Source organism: Hydrogenophaga sp. IBVHS1 (genome assembly GCF_002127265.1).
Taxonomy (GTDB): domain Bacteria; phylum Pseudomonadota; class Gammaproteobacteria; order Burkholderiales; family Burkholderiaceae_C; genus Hydrogenophaga.
Genome location: NZ_NFUU01000001.1, coordinates 1,530,526 through 1,547,929 on the forward strand (window position 1 = coordinate 1,530,526; position 17,404 = coordinate 1,547,929).

General features: G+C 63.8%; 17 protein-coding genes and 2 tRNA genes. 7 read left to right on the plus strand and 12 right to left on the minus strand.

All coding sequences use genetic code 11. The annotated features are described in order from the left end of the window. Positions 1 to 3: 3 nt before the first annotated feature. The 3 genes from CAP37_RS07335 (at position 4) to CAP37_RS07345 (ending at position 2,468) form a co-directional block, all read left to right on the plus strand. Positions 4 to 504 carry a VOC family protein gene (locus CAP37_RS07335; protein WP_086123575.1) on the plus strand — a complete coding sequence of 167 codons (501 nt, stop codon included), beginning with the start codon at positions 4 to 6 and terminating at the stop codon, positions 502 to 504. A gap of 132 nt (positions 505 to 636) precedes the next feature. Then, the gene (locus CAP37_RS07340) at positions 637 to 924 is read left to right on the plus strand and encodes a hypothetical protein (protein ID WP_086123576.1); all 288 of its coding nucleotides are present in this window, start codon (positions 637 to 639) and stop codon (positions 922 to 924) included. Positions 925 to 953: 29 nt separating this feature from the next. Next, positions 954 to 2,468 (plus strand): methyl-accepting chemotaxis protein, encoded by a 1,515-nt coding sequence (locus CAP37_RS07345; protein ID WP_086123577.1) that lies wholly within the window; start codon positions 954 to 956, stop codon positions 2,466 to 2,468. On the opposite strand, the gene rsxB is transcribed toward CAP37_RS07345, so the two are convergent. Both rsxB and phaZ read right to left on the minus strand, forming a co-directional pair. Then, the gene (gene rsxB, locus CAP37_RS07350) at positions 2,465 to 3,121 is read right to left on the minus strand and encodes an electron transport complex subunit RsxB (RefSeq protein ID WP_086123578.1); all 657 of its coding nucleotides are present in this window, start codon (positions 3,119 to 3,121) and stop codon (positions 2,465 to 2,467) included. The genes CAP37_RS07345 and rsxB overlap by 4 nt on opposite strands. 49 nt (positions 3,122 to 3,170) lie before the next feature. Then, positions 3,171 to 4,613 carry a polyhydroxyalkanoate depolymerase gene (gene phaZ, locus CAP37_RS07355; RefSeq protein ID WP_086123579.1) on the minus strand — a complete coding sequence of 481 codons (1,443 nt, stop codon included), beginning with the start codon at positions 4,611 to 4,613 and terminating at the stop codon, positions 3,171 to 3,173. A gap of 125 nt (positions 4,614 to 4,738) precedes the next feature. On the opposite strand from phaZ, the gene ygiD reads away from it, so the two are divergent. After that, positions 4,739 to 5,569 (plus strand): 4,5-DOPA dioxygenase extradiol, encoded by an 831-nt coding sequence (gene ygiD, locus CAP37_RS07360; RefSeq protein ID WP_086123580.1) that lies wholly within the window; start codon positions 4,739 to 4,741, stop codon positions 5,567 to 5,569. 3 nt (positions 5,570 to 5,572) lie between these two features. Here ygiD and CAP37_RS07365 read toward each other — a convergent pair whose 3' ends face one another. The 3 genes from CAP37_RS07365 to pobA all read right to left on the minus strand — a co-directional run bounded on the left by CAP37_RS07365 (position 5,573) and on the right by pobA (position 9,014). Beyond that, complete coding sequence (locus CAP37_RS07365) at positions 5,573 to 6,769, minus strand: amino acid aminotransferase (RefSeq protein WP_086123581.1); 1,197 nt, start codon at positions 6,767 to 6,769, stop codon at positions 5,573 to 5,575. Between the two features lie 109 nt (positions 6,770 to 6,878). Continuing rightward, a complete protein-coding gene (locus CAP37_RS07370; protein ID WP_086123582.1) occupies positions 6,879 to 7,808 on the minus strand; it encodes a CoA transferase in 930 nt (309 codons plus the stop codon). 18 nt (positions 7,809 to 7,826) lie between these two features. Further along, positions 7,827 to 9,014 carry a 4-hydroxybenzoate 3-monooxygenase gene (gene pobA / locus CAP37_RS07375; protein WP_086123583.1) on the minus strand — a complete coding sequence of 396 codons (1,188 nt, stop codon included), beginning with the start codon at positions 9,012 to 9,014 and terminating at the stop codon, positions 7,827 to 7,829. A gap of 140 nt (positions 9,015 to 9,154) precedes the next feature. Between pobA and CAP37_RS07380 the strand changes: the two genes are divergently transcribed. Further along, positions 9,155 to 9,937: an IclR family transcriptional regulator C-terminal domain-containing protein gene (locus tag CAP37_RS07380; RefSeq protein WP_086123584.1), complete on the plus strand. Its 783-nt coding sequence runs from the start codon at positions 9,155 to 9,157 to the stop codon at positions 9,935 to 9,937. Positions 9,938 to 9,942: 5 nt separating this feature from the next. Here the strand turns inward: CAP37_RS07380 and CAP37_RS07385 are convergent, their stop codons facing one another. The 5 genes from CAP37_RS07385 to CAP37_RS07405 form a co-directional block, all read right to left on the minus strand. Continuing rightward, positions 9,943 to 10,659, minus strand: coding sequence for an ABC transporter ATP-binding protein (locus CAP37_RS07385; RefSeq protein WP_086123585.1), 717 nt, complete (start codon positions 10,657 to 10,659; stop codon positions 9,943 to 9,945). Continuing rightward, positions 10,656 to 11,420, minus strand: coding sequence for an ABC transporter ATP-binding protein (locus CAP37_RS07390; protein ID WP_086123586.1), 765 nt, complete (start codon positions 11,418 to 11,420; stop codon positions 10,656 to 10,658). The genes CAP37_RS07385 and CAP37_RS07390 overlap by 4 nt, the downstream gene beginning before the upstream one ends. Continuing rightward, positions 11,417 to 12,409 carry a branched-chain amino acid ABC transporter permease gene (locus tag CAP37_RS07395; RefSeq protein ID WP_086123587.1) on the minus strand — a complete coding sequence of 331 codons (993 nt, stop codon included), beginning with the start codon at positions 12,407 to 12,409 and terminating at the stop codon, positions 11,417 to 11,419. The genes CAP37_RS07390 and CAP37_RS07395 overlap by 4 nt, the downstream gene beginning before the upstream one ends. Continuing rightward, positions 12,406 to 13,269 carry a branched-chain amino acid ABC transporter permease gene (locus tag CAP37_RS07400; protein WP_086124868.1) on the minus strand — a complete coding sequence of 288 codons (864 nt, stop codon included), beginning with the start codon at positions 13,267 to 13,269 and terminating at the stop codon, positions 12,406 to 12,408. The genes CAP37_RS07395 and CAP37_RS07400 overlap by 4 nt, the downstream gene beginning before the upstream one ends. Positions 13,270 to 13,369: 100 nt before the next feature. Continuing rightward, positions 13,370 to 14,557 carry an ABC transporter substrate-binding protein gene (locus tag CAP37_RS07405; protein ID WP_086123588.1) on the minus strand — a complete coding sequence of 396 codons (1,188 nt, stop codon included), beginning with the start codon at positions 14,555 to 14,557 and terminating at the stop codon, positions 13,370 to 13,372. Between the two features lie 313 nt (positions 14,558 to 14,870). On the opposite strand from CAP37_RS07405, the gene CAP37_RS07410 reads away from it, so the two are divergent. Then, complete coding sequence (locus CAP37_RS07410; protein WP_179190158.1) at positions 14,871 to 15,833, plus strand: tripartite tricarboxylate transporter substrate binding protein; 963 nt, start codon at positions 14,871 to 14,873, stop codon at positions 15,831 to 15,833. Positions 15,834 to 15,862: 29 nt separating this feature from the next. Next, complete coding sequence (locus CAP37_RS07415; RefSeq protein WP_086123590.1) at positions 15,863 to 17,155, plus strand: phosphatidylserine/phosphatidylglycerophosphate/cardiolipin synthase family protein; 1,293 nt, start codon at positions 15,863 to 15,865, stop codon at positions 17,153 to 17,155. Between the two features lie 20 nt (positions 17,156 to 17,175). Here the strand turns inward: CAP37_RS07415 and CAP37_RS07420 are convergent. Then, a tRNA-Arg gene (locus CAP37_RS07420) sits at positions 17,176 to 17,252 on the minus strand. A 62-nt stretch (positions 17,253 to 17,314) separates the two neighbouring features. After that, positions 17,315 to 17,391 (minus strand) — tRNA-Pro (locus CAP37_RS07425). Positions 17,392 to 17,404: the final 13 nt, after the last annotated feature.

Consider the following 17,404-nt stretch of genomic DNA (forward strand, 5'->3'; position numbering starts at 1 on the left):
CCAATGGTCCAGGCGCAACCTTCACATCGACCCTTCAAGGTGCTCGGCATTCAGCAAATCGCCATCGGCGGCCCCGACAAGCAACGCCTGCAGAAACTCTGGGTCGAGATGCTCGGGCTGGAGGTCACCGGCACCTTCCGCAGCGAGCGCGAGAACGTGGACGAGGACATCTGTGCCATGGGCAGTGGCCCGTTCAAGGTCGAGGTCGACCTGATGCAGCCGCTGGACCCCGAGAAAAAACCCGCCGTGCACACCACGCCGCTCAACCACGTGGGCCTGTGGATCGACCGGCTGCCCCAGGCGGTGGAGTGGCTCAGCGCCCAGGGCGTGCGCTTTGCTCCTGGGGGCATTCGCCAGGGTGCGGCGGGCTTCGATATCTGTTTTCTGCACCCCAAGGCCAACGACGAGTTTCCCATCGCCGGCGAAGGCGTTCTGGTGGAGCTGGTGCAGGCGCCGCCCGAAGTGGTGGCCGCCTTTGCCAGGCTGGAAACCCTGCCAGCCTGATCCCCCAAACGGGGAGCTGGCCGGTTTTTCCCGACCTTTTCGTCGCAATGCGGCGGTTTTGGGCGAATTACGCTTGTGGCTTCAGGGGCCATGCTGTGAGCAAGGCTCCGCACCCTGCCGCAGGAGCGAGCCATGGAACCGTCCGCCAAATCGATACCGAATGACCTGACCCCCGCGTCTCGCTGGCGTGGCATGGGAGAGGCGGAGCCCTGGCCAGACGCCTTGCTGGCCAATTTCTGCCTGCGCATGTCCAGCCAGGGCATGTGCGTGAGCCGCGCGCTCATGGTCTGCGACCGCCGCTACGCGCTGGAGCAGATTTCTCACGCGCACACCATGGCCGACGACACCCTGCGAGCCATGGCCGTCGAACTGTTCCGGCATTTCGTGAGTCAGCGATCCGGCATCGCTGGCGTTCACTGAGCGACCCAGATTACGAGGAGCTGCCCTGCATGTCCGCGTTTCAATTCCTGTTCTTTCCCGGCACCTGGCTGATGCGCCGGCTGCGCCTGGGCAGCAAACTGCTGGTTCTGGCCGCTGCGGCGGCCTGGCCGCTAAAAGCCGTCATGTGGCTGGAGCCGCAGAGCACTGGCGTGATGCTGGTCGCCGGTGGCGGCCTGGCCATGCTGGCCTATTTCCTCCTGGCCTTTCACATGAGTTTCATGGCCGATTTCCAGCAGGTGCGGCACGCCATGGAACAGACCGCAGAGGGCAATCTGCGCTCTTCGGTCCGGATTCAGGGGCGCGATGAGCTGACCGATCTCGGGCATCTCGTCGAGCGTGTCGCCACCAACCTCTCGGCCATGGTGGCCGAGGTGCGCAGCAACTCCGCGCTGGTGGCCCATGCAGGCCGCAGCCTGGCGGCGGGCAACCGGGATCTGGCCGACCGCACCGAGCAACAGGCCGCCAACCTGGAGCAAACGGCTGCCAGCGTGCAGCAGCTCTCCAGCACCGTGCAGCAGAACGCCCAGACCGCTGGCGAGTCCGATCAGCAGGCGGCTCAGGTGCGCGACGTGGCCGAGTCCGGTGCGCAGTCCATGGGCCGTGCGGTTGATTCCGTCGAAGGCATTCAGAAGGGCGCGCAGCAGATGAACGAGATCATTGGCGTGATCGACAGCATCGCTTTCCAGACCAACATCCTGGCGCTCAACGCAGCGGTGGAGGCTGCGCGGGCGGGTGAACAGGGCCGAGGCTTCGCCGTGGTGGCCAATGAGGTTCGCACGCTGGCGCAACGTTCATCGTCTTCAGCACGCGAGATTCGCGAACTGATCGAGGCTTCGCGCACACAGGTGGAAACCAGCGTGGCACGCATGCGCACGGCGGGCAGCAGCATGGGCCAGATCGTCAGCGGGGTGCGGGGCGTGGCCGCCAACATGTCGCTCATTTCCGCGTCAAGCGCCGAGCAGAGTTCCGGCCTGAAAGAAATATCCTCCGCCGTGACGCAGCTCGATGCCATCACCCAGCGCAACGCGCAGATGGTCGAACGGGCGGTGGCGCAAGCGGATCAACTCGAGCAGCGCGCGGCGCACCTCTCACGCGCGGTGTCGTCCTTCATGCTCCAGCAGGGCACGGCCGAAGAAGCCATGGCGCTGGTGGACCGGGCACAGGCCATGCGCCTGCAGCGGGGCCGCGAAGCCTTTGTGTGCGAAATCACCGAACCAGCGAGTGGTTTCCATGACCGGGACATGTATGTGTTCGCGCTCGACCGCGACGGCGTCTACCGTGCCTTTGGTGGCAAGCCGGAGAAGGTGGGCAGCCGGGTGCAGGACATCGCAGGCGCCGATGGCGCCGCATTGCTGAGCGCCATCGTGAACCAGGCAGAGTCGGCAGCAGGGTGGGTGGAGTACGACATCGCCAATCCGGTCACCGGTGCCATTCAGGGAAAAATGTCCTACGTGGTGAAGATCGACGATCTCTACGTGGGCTGCGGCGTGTACAAGACCGTGGCCGCTCGCCAGCAGGCCTAGGTTTCCTTGCGCTGCGCGCGCGCGCGGGCAAGAGCCGCCTCGATCACGGCGCGCTTGCGGTCCAGCAAGGCGGGGTCGGTGATCTGCGAATGGTCGGCCAGGTGGGCCAGCTTCTCGCGCAACTTCGCCTCCTGCCGAGCCTCGTGTTCCTGTTTTTCGCGGGCCAGACGCGCTTGCCGGCGGGTGTAGCGTTCTCGCCCCAGCTGAGCTTGCTCTGGCGTCCAGGCCTGCCAGCCACTGCGCTCGCCGCTCACCACTTCCAGCGAAATGCAGTCCACCGGACACACCGGCAGGCAGAGCTCGCAACCCGTGCAATAAGGCTCCACCACCGTGTGCATTCGCTTGTGGGTGCCCAGAATGGCGTCGGTGGGACAGACCTCGATGCAGAGCGTGCAGCCAATGCACCAGGCCTCGTCGATCACGGCCACCGTCACCGGGCCTTCCACACCGAACTTTGGATCCAGGGGAACAGGGGGCTGACCGGTAAGGACAGCCAGACGTTCAATGCCTTCAGCGCCGCCGGGTGGGCACTGGTTGATCCCGGCTTCACCCGCAGCGATGGCTTGCGCATAGCTGGCGCAGTCGGGGTAGCCGCAACGCGTGCATTGCGTTTGCGGCAGGGCGGCGTCGATGCGCCGGGCCAGTTCGTTCATGCCCGGAAATATAACGGCGACACGGCTGCTGCGGCCGTGAAGCTGGCGCTCAGGCGGAAACGGTCTTGCGGCCCTTGGCGGCGGGCTTGGGCTGCACCTTGACCTTGGCACTCACCGGTTTGGCTACGGCCGCCTTCTTCACCGGCTTTGCCTTGCTTGCGGCGCGCACGGGCGCCTTGCTGACGGTCTGGGGCGATGCCTTGGGTACTGGGGCGGGTGCGGTGGTGGCCGGCTGGTGCGCGAGGATGAAGGTCTTCACCACCGGGTGCACCATCTCGCGCCAGCGCCGGCCGCTGAAGATGCCGTAGTGGCCGGCTCCCGGTGCCTCGAAATGCATGCGGTGCGGCGTGGCGACGCCGGTGCACAGATCGTGCGCGGCGGCGGTCTGGCCGGACCCTGAAATGTCGTCGAGCTCGCCCTCGATGGTGAGCAGGGCGGTGCGGGTGATGTCCTGCGGGCGTACCCGCTCCAGTTCGCCTGCTTCGTTCTTCACGTCCCAGGTGCCGTTGACCAGCTTGAAGTCCTGGAACACGGTCTCGATGGTTTCGAGGTAGTAGTCGGCGTCCATGTCGAGCACGGCGTTGTACTCGTCGTAGAACTTCCGGTGCGTCTCCACGCTCTCGTTGTCACCCTTCACGAGGTCCTTGAAGTAGTCGTAATGGCTCGTGGCATGGCGGTCCGGGTTCATGGCCACAAACCCGGTGTGTTGAAGGAAGCCGGGATAGACGCGGCGGCCCACACCAGGAAAGTTGTCGGGAACCCGGTAGATCACATTGTTCGCGAACCACTCGTGGCTGCGCTGCGTGGCCAGGTTGTTCACCGCGGTGGGTGACTTGCGGGCATCGATCGGGCCGCCCATCATGGTCATCGACAACGGTGTGGTTTCACCCCGGCTGGCCATGAGCGATACAGCAGCAAGCACCGGCACGGTGGGCTGGCAGACGCTGATCACGTGGCAGTTCCCATAGCCCTTTTGCAGGTGGCGAATGAACTCCTGCACGTAGTTCACGTAGTCGTCGAGGTGGAATTCACCTTCGGACAAAGGCACCAGACGGGCATTTTTCCAGTCGGTGATGTAGACCTTGTGGTCCTTGAGCATGGTGCGCACGGTGTCGCGCAGCAAGGTGGCGTAGTGGCCGGAGAGCGGGGCCACGATCAGCACCACGGGCTCACCTTTCAGCTTGGCCAGCGTGCTGGTGTCGTCGGAGAAGCGCTTGAAGCGGCGCAGTTCGCAGAACGGCTTGTCGATCTCGATGCGTTCGTGCACGGCGACTTCAATGCCGTCGATGTCCACCGTGTGAATGCCGAACACCGGCTTCTCGTAGTCCTTGCCCAACCGGTGCATGAGGTCGTAACTGGCGGATATGCGCTGCGCTCCGGGCATTTGCGCCAGTGGCAACATGGGGTTGCTGTACAGCTTGGCGGCCACTTCGGCGAGATCCGCAAACGGCTCCATGATGGAGCGTTGGGTTTCGTAAATCTGATACAGCATGGATGGGGACGGACTCGTTATGTTGCAGTGCAATATAGCAGCATGTCAAAGGCCCTGTCAGGGTGAAAACACCTAATCTTCGGGCCCACTTGTCACCTTCGTGAAAGAATGCGGCCGGAGCTCCCATGAACCATAACGACACCTCCCCCACCACCCCGCGCCAACCCGTCCTTTTCGTCGGCCATGGGAGTCCCATGAACGCCATCGAGGACAACGCCTGGCGGCGCCAGTGGCAGGCCCTGGGGCACGAACTGCGCGCGCGGCATTCGCCGCCCAGCCTGATCCTGTGCATTTCAGCCCATTGGCTCACCAGCGGCTGGGCGCTCACGGCCATGGAGCAGCCCCGCACCATTCACGATTTCGGCGGCTTTCCGCAGGCACTTTTCGACCAGCGGTACCCCGCACCCGGTGCGCCGGCCCTGGCGCGGTCCATCAGCGAGCAGGTGCGGCAACCCGGCAGCGGCGCGCCGCTCGCCCTGGACGAAGTGGAATGGGGCCTCGACCACGGCGCCTGGTCGGTGCTCAAACCCATGTTCCCCGAAGCCGACATACCGGTGATCCAGCTCAGCATGGACTACCGGCGCCCAGCTTCGGAGCATCTTGCGCTGGGGCGGCAGCTGGCGCCGTTGCGCGAACAGGGCGTGCTTATCGTCGGCAGCGGCAACGTGGTGCACAACCTGCGCACCATGCGCCGCGACGCCGCGGACAACCAGGCCTACGACTGGGCGATCGAGTTCGACCGCGTCACGGCCGAACACATTGCCGCTGGGCGGACCGATGCGCTGGCCGATTTTCAGCAGATGGGCGCGGTGGCGCAGATGGCGCACCCGACCTGGGAGCACTATCTGCCGTTGCTGTACGCCGCTGGTGCGGCGGGCGAGACCGAGAGCGCCACCTTCTTCAACGAAGGCTTCCAGGGCGCCTCGATTTCCATGCGCTCGATGGTGTGGGGCTGAGCCTCAGACCACCTTGGCGATGGCCTGGCAGACGTAGTCGATGTTCTTGCTGTTGAGCGCGGCCACGCACATACGGCCGGTGTCGGTGCCGTAAACGCCGAACTCGCTGCGCAGGCGCACCATCTGGTCCTTGGTCAGGCCGGAGTAGCTGAACATGCCGATCTGGCTGGTGATGAATCCCATGTCCTGCTTCACGCCGGCGGCCTTGAGGCCGTCCACCAGCTTCTGGCGCATGGCCTTGATGCGCACGCGCATGTCGCCCAGTTCCTTTTCCCACTGGGCGCGCAGCTCGGGGTTGTTGAGCACCGCAGCGACCACCGCGCCACCGTGGATGGGTGGGTTGGAGTAGTTGGTGCGGATCACAATTTTGAGCTGAGACAGCACACGCGAAGCTTCCTCCGCGTTCTCGCACAGCACCGAGAGTGCGCCCACGCGCTCGCCATACAGGCTGAAGCTCTTGGAGAACGAGGTGGACACGAAGAAGGTGAGACCCGCGGCAACAAACTTGCCGATGACCGCTCCATCTTCGGCAATGCCGTGGCCGAAACCCTGGTAGGCCATGTCCAGAAAGGGCGTCAGGCTTCGCGCCTTGACCACAGCGATCACCTGGTCCCACTGGGCGGGCGTGATGTCGTAGCCGGTGGGGTTGTGGCAGCAGGCGTGGAGCACGGCAATGGTGCCGGGAGCGGCCGCGTTCAGACTGGCGAGCATGCCTTCGAAATTCACGCCCTTTTTGGCGGCGTCGTAGTAGGCGTAGCTGTCGACCTTGAAGCCGGCATTGGTGAACAGGGCCCGGTGGTTTTCCCAGCTTGGATCGCTGATGAGCACCGTGGCGTCGGGGTTGAGGCGCTTGAGGAAATCGGCGCCGATCTTGAGACCACCCGTGCCGCCGATGGCCTGCACCGTGGCCACGCGACCCGATTTCACCGGCTCGGAGTCGGCCCCGAAAACCAGGCTCTTGACGGCCGCATCGTAGGCCGCAATGCCATCGATGGGCAGGTAGCCCCGTGCGGTGGGCTTGTCCATCATGGTTTTCTCGGCGGCTTGCACGCACTGCAGCAGGGGCAGCTTGCCGTTGTCATCGAAGTACACGCCGACGCCGAGGTTGACTTTGTTCGGATTGGTGTCGGCGGCAAATTGTTCGTTCAGACCCAGAATCGGGTCGCGGGGCGCCATCTCGACGGCGGAGAAGAGGGACATGCTGAATTTCCTGGGGAGTTGGGGTCGGTAGCAGCGCGCATTTTACCGGGAGGCTGGCGGGCGCTTTCAGGCAGTCTGCTTCGCTGAAGCCGTAGCCGTCGAGCCAGGATCAGGCTGAGGGCGCGGCCCGCAGCGTGTGCAGCGGAATGTCTCGCTCGCGCGCCAGGGCATCCAGTTCTGCGCAGGTGCGAGCTTGCAGAAAGGCCGCGATCGCTGCATGTGTGTCGGGCTGGAAAAGCGCGGCGGGCCCACCGACTGGCCAACCTGCTGCCTGGCAAAGCGCGGCGGCGAAATGCGGCTCCAGGGCGGCCACAGCCACGCGGCCATCGCGGCAAGCGTAGATGCGGTAGCCGGCGTGCGCGCCGCCCACCGCACCTTGTGGCTGCGTGAGCCCCCAGGTGCGGGGCAGGGCGAGCCAGGAGGCTGCCTCGGACAAGGCCACTTCACGGAACGATCCCTTGCCAGAGGTCTTCTGAGCCAGCACGCAGCCCAGCACCGCTTCGCTCGCCATGAGCGCGCCGCCCATGTCGGCGAACAGGGTGGGGGGCAGGTCCATGCCGGTCACCAGACCCGCATCGGCAAGGTAAGTGAGATCGTGGCCCGGCTCCTCTGCGCGCTCACCCGGTGCACCTACGATGGCCACCAAAGACAGCGCGGCATAACGCGTGTGCAATGCCTTCCAGCCCAAACCCAGCTTGACCAATGCAGACGGCCGGAACGACGTGAGCAACACGTCGGTTCGCGCAAGTTCCTTGTGCAGGGCGACCTGACCACGCTCCGACTTCAAGTCCCAGTTCACGACCTTGATGCCATCGTGCAGGGTGGCATAGGCCATGGCGTTGTACTGGCCCATGGGGTCGCCCGGCGTCCCTGCGCCAGCACCCTTGGGCGCGGGTGGCTCTGCCTTCAGGCAGGTAGCGCCCATCAACCGCAGTCGCATGAGGGCTGCGGGTCCGGGAAGGTTGAGCGCCAGGCTGAGCACGCGCACCCCGCGAAGCGGACGATGGGCGGCGGAGCGGGGATGAGCAGCTTGTGTCATGCCGCCACTGTAAATGCTTCAGCTTTCGCCGAAATTCAGCGGCAGGCCCACGTAGTTTTCTGCAATAGTGCGGCGGCCGTGCTCCGAATGGATGAGGTAATCCAGCTCGGCTTGCTGCAGCTTGGCCACGATGGGGCCATCTTCCGGGAAGTTGTGCATGATGCCGGTGAACCACCACGAGAACCGCTCGGCGCGCCAGATGCGCTTGAGGCAGCGTTCGGAATAGCCGTCAATACCAGCCTCGCTGCGCTCCTGATAAAACTCGGTGATGGCGGTGGAGAGGTACTTCACGTCGGTAGCGGCGAGGTTCAGTCCCTTGGCTCCCGTGGGCGGCACGATGTGACCGGCGTCCCCAGCCAGGAACATCCGGCCGAAGCGCAGCGGCTCTGTGACGAAGCTGCGAAGCGGCGCAATGCTCTTTTCCAGGCCGGGTCCGGTGACCAGCCTGGCGGCGGCCTCGGGGTCCAGGCGCAGGCGAAGCTCGTTCCAGAAGGCGTCGTCCGACCAGGCCTCGACCTTGTCGGTCAGCGGCACCTGCAGGTAGTAGCGGCTGCGCGTGTGGCTGCGTTGCGAGCACAGGGCGAAGCCGCGCTCGCTGCGCACGTAGATCAACTCGTGGTGCACAGGCGGCGTGTCGGCCAGCATGCCGAGCCAGCCGAAGGGATAGACCTTCTCGAATTCACGGATCGCGCCCCGCGGTACGCTGGCCCTGCACACGCCGTGGAAGCCGTCGCAGCCGGCAATGAAATCGCATTCGATGGTGTGCGTCTGGCCGTCCTTCTCGTACGTCACGCGGGGCTTGGCGGTGTCGTAGTCGAGCACCTGCACATTGGCGGCTTCGTACACGGTGGTGCGGCCGACCTTTTCGCGCGCTTCCATCAGGTCGCGGGTTACCTCCGTCTGGCCATAGACCGTGACGCGCTTGCCGCCGGTGAGCGCTTCGAGATCGATGCGGTGACGCGCACCGTCGAAAAGCATGTCGAAGCCACCGTGGGGCAGGCCTTCCTTCAGCATGCGCTCGCCCACGCCCACTTCCAGCATAAGGTCGGTGGTCACCTGTTCGAGCACGCCCGCGCGAATGCGCCCCAGCACATAGTCGCCGCTCTGGCGTTCCACGATGATGTTGTCGATGCCAGCCTTGTGCAGCAACTGACCGAGCAGCAGGCCGGAAGGGCCAGCGCCAATGATGGCGACCTGGGTGCGCATGGGTGTCTCCTGGGGGTGATTTGCCCTGAAGCATAGGAAGACGCGTCGGCCTGTGCCATGGGCAACCGTCATGACTGCGCGATGATCGGACCAATTGTGCGATCACCGCGCAGAACCAGGCGCGAAGGCATAATCCGCCCATGAACACAGCGCACCCTGCGATCGCCAAAGCCGATTTCATCGAAGGCATGGCCAAGGGCATGGCGGTGCTCGAAAGTTTCGACACGGAACGCCAGCGGCTCAACGCAACGCAGGCGGCCGAGCGCGCCGGCATTACGCGCGCTGCGGCACGGCGACACCTGCTCACGCTGGCCCACCTCGGCTACCTGGAGTCCGACGGCAGTCACTACTGGCTTTCCCCGAAGGTGCTGCGCTTTTCCGGCAGCTACCTTGCATCCGCACGCCTGCCGCGCCTGCTGCAGCCCACGCTCAACCGACTGGCTGCGCTCACGCGCGAATCGTTCTCGGCGGCCGTGCTCGATGGCGACGAGGTGGTGATCGTCGCGCGCAACGTTTCCATTGGTGGGCAGCGTCTCATGGCCTATGGCCTTCACCTGGGTGCGCGCCTGCCGGCACATGCCACCTCCACCGGGCGAGTGCTGCTCGCAGCCATGCCCAAGGCGGGCTTCAATGCCTGGCTCAAGGGCCGTGAGCTGCCACGCCTGACCCCTCGCACCACGGTAGACCACAAGGCTTTTCGTGAACTGATTGCGCGTGTGAGGGAAGACGACCTGTGCGTGGCCCAGGAGGAGCACGAGCTGGGCGTGCACGCGCTTGCCGTGCCTCTGCGAAACATGCAGGGCCGCACTGTGGCCGCACTCAATGTGGTGGCATCACCCGAAAGACTTGAACTGGCTCGCCTGCAGAAAGACTTGTTGCCGTTGCTGCTGGACGCGGCGCGGGAGTTGCGGCCAGTGCTCTGAGGCAATCACACCCCGAGGTGCTGCTCCAGCAATTCAGGTTGCGCATGCAGTTGCGCTGAACTGCCTTCAAACACGACCTCTCCCTTGACCAGGATCACATTGCGGTCGGTGATCTGGGTGACGTGTTTCCAGTTCTTGTCCACGATGACGCTGCTGATGCCGCTCTCGCGAATGAGGCCGCAGATGCGCCAGATTTCACGCGCGATCAGTGGCGCAAGGCCCTCAGTGGCCTCGTCCAGGATCAGCAGGTCGGGGTTGGTCATGAGCGCGCGGCCGATGGTGAGCATCTGCTGTTCGCCACCGCTGAGCTGCTGGCCACCGTGATTCAGCCGTTCGGCCAGGCGGGGGAAAGTGTCCAGCACGCGCTCGTAGGTCCAGTCGCGCTGACCCTGGGTTCCAGCGCGGGCCGACATCACCAGGTTTTCGCGCACGCTCAGGTTGCCAAAGATGCCGCGCCCTTCAGGTACGTAGGCAAGGCCCTGGCGCGCTATTTCAAAGGTGGGTGCGCCGGTCATTTCACGCCCCTTCACGTGCACCTGGCCGCCGCTGGGTTTGACGATGCCCATGAGCGATTTCAGCAGCGTGGTCTTGCCCATGCCGTTGCGGCCCATGAGGCCGATGGTCTGGCCTTTGCCGACGGTGAAATCGACGCCGCGCAGGATGTGGCTGGCGCCGTAGTGGGTGTGCAGTGCGCGGGCCGCGATCAAGTTGTCCGCGCTCATGCGTGCTCCTCGCCAAGGTAGGCGGCCTGTACGTTGGCGTCGGCCCGCACCGCCGCAGGCGTGCCGCTGGCGATCACCTGGCCGTTGACCATCACGGTGAGCTGGTCGGCCAGCGTGAACACGGCGTCCATGTCGTGTTCCACGAGCATCATGGCGTGGTCCTTCTTGATCTTCTGGAGCAGAGCGACCATGCTCTCGGCCTCCGCCTGGCCCATACCGGCCAACGGCTCATCGAGCAGCAGCACGGTGGGCTCGGTGGCCAGCGTCATGGCGATCTCGAGCTGGCGTTGTTCGCCGTGGCTGATGGTGCCTGCCACAGTGTGTGCACGCGCGGTGAGGCCGGCCAGTTCCACCGCACGCTCACAGCGCTGGTTGACGGTGTTCATGGCGCCCGCTGCGGAGAGCCAGCGCAGCGGGTTCCACGGGCTGTGCCGCTCGCGAGACTGCGCGGCCAGTCGCACGTTGTCCCACACGGTGAAGGGCAGGAAGATGTTGGTCTTCTGGTAGCTGCGGCCCAGGCCCAGGCGGGAGATGCGCTCGGGGCTGAGTCCGGCGGTCTCAATGCCATTGACCGTGATGCGGCCGGAGGTGGGCGGCAGATCGCCCGAGAGCAGATTGGTCAGGGTGGACTTGCCCGCGCCGTTCGGCCCGATCACGGCATGGATGCGATCGCGGAACAGGTCGACCGAAACGTCGTTCACGGCGGCCAGACCCCCGAAGCGTTTGGTGAGGTTCTTCGCGCTGAGGAGAAGCTCGCTCATGAACCGCTCCTTTTGCCGGTGAATTTTTCCACCATGCCGAGCAACCCACGCGGCGCGAACACCACCACCAGCACAATGAAACTGCCCATGAGCAGTTGCCAGTGTTTCGTGAGGTCCTTGAAGAAGTGCATGACGTACTCGAAGGCGAAGGCACCCACAATGGCACCCGCAAAGTTGCCCATGCCGCCGAGGATCACCATCATGATGGCGTGCGCGCTCATGTGAAATCCCATGAGTTCGGGGTTCACATAGCCGGTCTGCGCTGCCCACAGGAAGCCCGCCACGCCGGCGAGTGCGCCGGCCAGTGTGAAGGCGGCCAGCTTGTAGCCGAAGGTACCGTAGCCCACGGCGCGCATGCGGTGCTCGTTCACGCGAATGCCCGCGAGCACGCGGCCAAACGGCGAAAACAGCAGTCGGCGGAGGAAGCCATACACCAGCACCAGCACCAGCAGCGTGAAGTAGTAGAACGTGGTCTTGTTGTCGAGGTCGATGCCCGTCCACCCAAACAGCGATGCGTCGGGCCGGAAGTTCACGTAAATGCCGTCGGACCCGCCGAGGGCTTTGTTGTCGAAGAAGAGGAAGAACACCATCTGCGCGAACGCCATGGTGACCATGATGAAGTAGATGCCGTGCGTGCGCACCACGAAGAAGCCGATGATGAGCGCCGCCAGCCCCGCGGCCAGCGCCGCGACCGGCAACGACCACCACAGGCTGATGGGCAGATCGGCCGGCGTGAGGAAAGCCAGTGCGTAGCCAGCCAGGCCGAAGTAGGCCGCATGGCCGAGCGACACCAGACCGGTGACACCTTGGAGCAGATCGAGGCTCATCGCGAAGATGGCGAGGATCATCATCTGCGAGAGCATCTGCAGGTAGAAATCGGTGCCCTCGATGGGCACGAACGGAAAAGCCGCGAGCGCTGCGGCGCCCAGCAGCAGCACGAGCTGGATGCTGCGAGGCAGCTTTTCGAGTTGGGCTTTGGGGGAGCTCATTGTTTGAAGAGCCCTTCCGGCTTGTAGAGCAGCACAACGGCCATGAGCATGTACACGGCCATGCCGGCGATCTGCGGGGCCAGCACCTTGCCGAAGGTGTCCACCAGGCCGACCAGCAAGGCGGCGACCAGGGCGCCGCGCACCGAGCCGATGCCACCGATCACGACCACCACAAAGCACATGATCAGCACCGAGCTGCCCATGCCCGGGTACACGCTCGAGATGGGCGACGCAATCATGCCGGCAATGGCGGCCAGTCCCACGCCCAGCGCGAACACCACGCCATGGATCAGGCGGATGTTGATGCCGAGCGATTCGGTCATCTCGCGGTTGAAGGCGCCGGCTCGAATCTTCATGCCCAGGCGCGTCTTTGAAATCAGCAGGTAGAGGCCGAGGGCAAGCGCGATGCACACGCCCGACATCACCAGACGGTAGACCGGGTATGAGAGGTTGTCGGTCAGCGGAATCGACCAGTTGAGCATCTCGGGCACCTGGACCGAATGCACATCGTCACCCCAGAGGATGGACCGCACTTCTTCAAAGATGTAGATGAGGCCGAAGGTCAGCAACACCTGGTCGAGGTGGTCTCGATGGTAGAAGTGCCTGAACAGCAGCCACTCCAGCAGCCAGCCGAATACCACCGCGAGCAGCGTGCCCAGAATGATGGCCAGGACCAGGCTTTCAAGCTGCCCGACCAGAAACCAGGCGAGATAGGCACCCAGCATGTAGAAGCTGCCATGCGCGAGATTGACCACGCCCATGATGCCGAAGATCAGCGTGAGCCCGGCGGCCAGCATGAACAACAGCAGACCGTATTGCAGGCTGTTGAGCAACTGGATCAGGAAATTGGCGAAATCCATGGTGCAGGAGGCGGGCGAGTGGAAAACTGCGGCGAGCAAAAAGCAGACCAGCGCCGCTGGGGCGCCGGTTTGCAGTGCAATCGGTTGAGGGGTGCGGCGTTCAGCCCATACGGCAGCCAGCGGCGGAATCGGCCACAGCCTTCTGCGCCACACCGATCACCTTGTTTTCCTTTTTCTCGACTTTTCGGAGATAGATATCCTGCACCGGGTTGTGCGCCTTGCTCATGGTCCACTTGCCGCGCGGGCTGTCGATCACGGCGCCTTCCATGGCGGCGTAGAGCGGCTTCTTGTTGTTGAGGTCGCCCTTGACAGCGTTTGCACCCTTGATGAGCAGCAGGCCCGTGTCGTAGCCCTGCACCGCGTACACGTCTGGCTGGAGGCGGAAGGCCTTGGCGTACTCCAGGCGGAATTGCTTGTCGCGCGGCGTGTTGAGCGAATCGCCGTAGTGCATGGTGGTGAGCACGCCGTCGGCCGCAGGACCCGCAGCTTCGAGCACGCCTTCGGTCAGGAATCCCGATCCGTAAAGTTGAATGGACTTGTTCAGGCCGGCAGCGGCGAAGTCGCTCATGAACTTGGCGGCACCGCCACCAGCAAAGAAGCACGCCACCGCATCGGGCTTGAGCGATGCGATCTCCGTGAGCAACGCCTGGAACTCCACGTTGGGGAAGGGGAGGCCGAGCTTTTTGACGATGGTGCCGCCCGCGGCGGTGTAGCTCTGCTCGAAGCCTTCAAAGGCCTCGTCGCCCGCGGCGTAGTTCCAGGTGATCCAGACAGCCTTCTTGTGGCCCCGGTCCACCATGGCTTTGCCCAGCGCCAGTGTGGGCTGGGAGTTGGTGAAGGAGGTGCGGAACACGTTGGGTGCGCACTGAGCGCGGGTGGCGACGTGCACGCCCGCGTTGGGAATCAGGTTGAGCACACCGGTGTCGCGCGCCACCTTGTGAATGCCCATCTGCACGCCTGAGTGGACGGTGCCCACCAGCACGTCGACCTTGTCGCGTTGCACGAGGCGGGTGGCGTTCTCGATGCCCTTGGCCGGGTTGGATTCGTCATCGACCTTGAAATACTCGATTTCGCGGCCGCCCAGTTTGCCGCCTTGTTCATTGACGGCCAGGCGAAAGCCGTTCTCGATGGCCACGCCCAACTGTGCAAAAGTGCCCGTGTAGGGCAGCATGAAGCCCACGCGGACCTTGTCCGACTGCGCGCGCACGATCTGGGGCAGCAACAGGCCTGTGGATGCGGCGCCGATCACGGCGGCGCTGCGGGTCAGGACGAGTCGGCGGGTGGTCATGGTGAATTCTCCTGTGGGTGGTTTGCCGGGGTGCGATTCACTGTAGTCGGCAGGGTGCTGATTGGCGATCCTGAATTACCCGTACTTTAGGCCTGAACAATTCAAAGTTGAAGTTTGATTGGAGTGCCAACAATTTATGAGCAATAGTGCATCTACGCAGCGTGCAATATATTGCATATGCGGTCTCTTGTAGCGCGGGAAAACCCTTGTGCGGTGCAAAAGCAGTGGACGGTTACTGAGTAAGTGGTCTTACCAATAAAACTTTGATTGGTTGGGTACTATGATTTCCCCCTACCCACCGGAGACCCGCCCCATGCTCAACCGTCGACACGTTCTCTCGCTTGCAACGATGGCACCCTTTGCCTCCCACGTTTCGGCCCAGGACAACTGGCCCCAGCGTCCGATCCGCATCATCAATCCCGGTGCGCCGGGCGGCACGAATGATGTGCTTTCGCGCTACGTCACCGAACCCCTGAGCAAGATCCTCGGGCAGCCCGTCATCATTGAAGCCAAAGCAGGTGCGGGCGGTGCCATTGGCACCCAGTTCGTGGCCCAGCAACCCGCCGATGGCTACACCATCCTCACGCACCACAACGGATTCGTGACCACGCCTCTGGTTCGCAACAACGCGGGCTACGAGTTCAAGGACCTGGTGCCGGTTTCGCTGCAAGGCACTTCACCGTTGCTGCTGATGGCGCATCCCTCGATGCCCGCCACACTGGCCGAGTTCGTGAGCTTTGCGCGGGCGAATCCGGGCAAGCTGGAGTGGGGCACCGCTGCATTGGGCGGCGTGGGCCATCTGGCCACAGAGGTGTTTCACGACATGGCCAGCATCAAGGACATGGTGCGGATCGCATTCTCCGGATCGGCGCCCGCCATCCAGGGTCTCTTGAGCGGGCAGGTGAAATACCTGATGTCCACGCCGTCGTCATCGACCGCTGGACTGGTGAAAGAAGGGCGCCTGCGTTACCTGGGTTTGTCTTACCCGACGCGATCCTCCGCCATGCCCGATCTGCCGAGCATTTCGGAGGTGGTGCCGGGATTCTCGGCCGACGTCTGGTTCGGCTTCCTGGCGCGGGCCGGCACCCCCACGCCCATTCTGGACAAACTCGCTGCGGCCTTGTCCACCGTGCTCACCCAACCTGAAGTGGTGGCCCAATACCAGTCGGTCAATGTACTGGCCAGGCCGGGTCGCAACGAGCTGGGCGATATCCTCAAGCGCGAGAATGCCCTGTGGGGCAAGGTGGTCAAGGAGAAGAACATCCGCCTGGACTGAGTCAGCTGCACGCGCGCGATACTCGGTGCATGCGCGAATTCATCTCCAGGTACCGCATCTTGTTCGCCGTGTTTGGCACAGCGGTGGTCACGCTGCTGGCCGTGCTGGCGGTCATGAACTTTTCCGGCGCAGAGCCGCACATCGAAAAGCGCCTGGAACGCCTCTACGCCGTGGAGGACCCGCGCTTCCGGCAGGAACTGGGCGTGCTGCTTGGTCCGCCGTTTGTCGACGGCAACCGGGTGCGGGTGCTTCGCAACGGGGACGAGATCTTTCCAGCAATGCTCGCGGCCATTCGCGGCGCGCAGAAGACGATCACCTTCGAGTCCTATATTTACTGGTCGGGTGATATCGGCCGGGAGTTTGGCGAGGCGCTCGCCGAGCGCGCACGGGCTGGCGTGCGCACCCATGTGCTGCTGGACTGGATCGGCAGCAGCAAGATGGACGAAGAGATCATCAAGGCCATGGAGACTGCGGGGGTGGAGGTGCACAAGTTTCATCCGCCGCATTGGTACCACCTGCAGCGCATGAACAACCGCACCCACCGCAAGTTGCTGGTGGTCGATGGCAAACGCGCGTTTACCGGCGGTGTGGGCATTGCGCCCGAATGGACTGGCAATGCCGAAAGCCCTGAGCGCTGGCGCGACACCCACTTTCAGGTGGAGGGCCCGGTGGTGGCGCAGATTCAGGCCGTGTTCCTCGACAACTGGATCAAGGTCACGGGCCAGGTTCTGCACGGGGAACCCTACTTTGCAGAACTGGAGGACGTCGGGCAGAGTGCGGCCCAGATGTTCAGCAGCTCGCCCACCGGCGGCGCCGAGAGCATGCAGTTGATGTACCTGCTGTCCATCACCTCGGCAGCTCGCACCATTGATCTTTCGGCCTCGTATTTCGTGCCCGACGAGCTGATGCTGCGAGCGCTGGTGGAGGCCATGAAACGCGGTGTGCGGCTGCGAATTGTGGTGCCTGGCGAGCACATCGACGCCGAAACGGTGCGCCTGGCCTCGCGGGCTCAGTGGGGACCTCTGCTGGAAGCCGGTGCCGTCATCGCCGAATACGGACCCACCATGTACCACTGCAAGGTATTGATCATCGATGACCTGCTGGTGTCGGTGGGCTCCACCAATTTCGACAACCGGTCTTTTCGCCTGAACGACGAGGCCACCCTGAACATTCTGGACGTCCGTTTTGCCAAAGAGCAGACCGCGATTTTTGAAGCGGACCTGGCCAGGTCACGACCCATCAGCCATCAGGAGTGGCTGAACCGCCCGCTGCAAGAGCGGCTGGCGGAAAAAGTGGCTTCCTTGATTGATTCGCAGCTGTAGGGATTGCCGCAACGATCGGATGGCCTGCCCGGAGGGACTCGAACCCCCGACCTGCTGCTTAGAAGGCAGCTGCTCTATCCGGTTGAGCTACGGGCAGACAGGGTGACGACCGGTGATACAAAAAAGGCCCACACTGTGGGCCTTTTTGTTTTCGATCAATGGTCGGAGCGGCGGGATTCGAACTCGCGACCCTCTGCTCCCAAAGCAGATGCGCTACCAGGCTGCGCTACGCTCCGACTAAGCCTCGAA

Excerpts from the sequence above, each read along its gene's own strand:
- CAP37_RS07395 (WP_086123587.1), bottom strand. The coding sequence starts at position 12,409 with ATGAGCTCCCCCAAAGCCCAACTCGAAAAGCTGCCTCGCAGCATCCAG.
- pobA (WP_086123583.1), bottom strand. The coding sequence starts at position 9,014 with ATGCGCACCCAGGTCGCCATCATTGGCGCTGGCCCTTCCGGCCTGCTG.
- CAP37_RS07345 (WP_086123577.1), top strand. The coding sequence starts at position 954 with ATGTCCGCGTTTCAATTCCTGTTCTTTCCCGGCACCTGGCTGATGCGC.
- CAP37_RS07385 (WP_086123585.1), bottom strand. The coding sequence starts at position 10,659 with ATGAGCGCGGACAACTTGATCGCGGCCCGCGCACTGCACACCCACTAC.
- CAP37_RS07400 (WP_086124868.1), bottom strand. The coding sequence starts at position 13,269 with ATGGATTTCGCCAATTTCCTGATCCAGTTGCTCAACAGCCTGCAATAC.
- ygiD (WP_086123580.1), top strand. The coding sequence starts at position 4,739 with ATGAACCATAACGACACCTCCCCCACCACCCCGCGCCAACCCGTCCTT.
- CAP37_RS07410 (WP_179190158.1), top strand. The coding sequence starts at position 14,871 with ATGCTCAACCGTCGACACGTTCTCTCGCTTGCAACGATGGCACCCTTT.
- CAP37_RS07380 (WP_086123584.1), top strand. The coding sequence starts at position 9,155 with ATGAACACAGCGCACCCTGCGATCGCCAAAGCCGATTTCATCGAAGGC.
- CAP37_RS07365 (WP_086123581.1), bottom strand. The coding sequence starts at position 6,769 with ATGTCCCTCTTCTCCGCCGTCGAGATGGCGCCCCGCGACCCGATTCTG.
- CAP37_RS07340 (WP_086123576.1), top strand. The coding sequence starts at position 637 with ATGGAACCGTCCGCCAAATCGATACCGAATGACCTGACCCCCGCGTCT.
- rsxB (WP_086123578.1), bottom strand. The coding sequence starts at position 3,121 with ATGAACGAACTGGCCCGGCGCATCGACGCCGCCCTGCCGCAAACGCAA.
- CAP37_RS07335 (WP_086123575.1), top strand. The coding sequence starts at position 4 with ATGGTCCAGGCGCAACCTTCACATCGACCCTTCAAGGTGCTCGGCATT.
- CAP37_RS07405 (WP_086123588.1), bottom strand. The coding sequence starts at position 14,557 with ATGACCACCCGCCGACTCGTCCTGACCCGCAGCGCCGCCGTGATCGGC.
- CAP37_RS07415 (WP_086123590.1), top strand. The coding sequence starts at position 15,863 with ATGCGCGAATTCATCTCCAGGTACCGCATCTTGTTCGCCGTGTTTGGC.
- CAP37_RS07370 (WP_086123582.1), bottom strand. The coding sequence starts at position 7,808 with ATGACACAAGCTGCTCATCCCCGCTCCGCCGCCCATCGTCCGCTTCGC.
- phaZ (WP_086123579.1), bottom strand. The coding sequence starts at position 4,613 with ATGCTGTATCAGATTTACGAAACCCAACGCTCCATCATGGAGCCGTTT.
- CAP37_RS07390 (WP_086123586.1), bottom strand. The coding sequence starts at position 11,420 with ATGAGCGAGCTTCTCCTCAGCGCGAAGAACCTCACCAAACGCTTCGGG.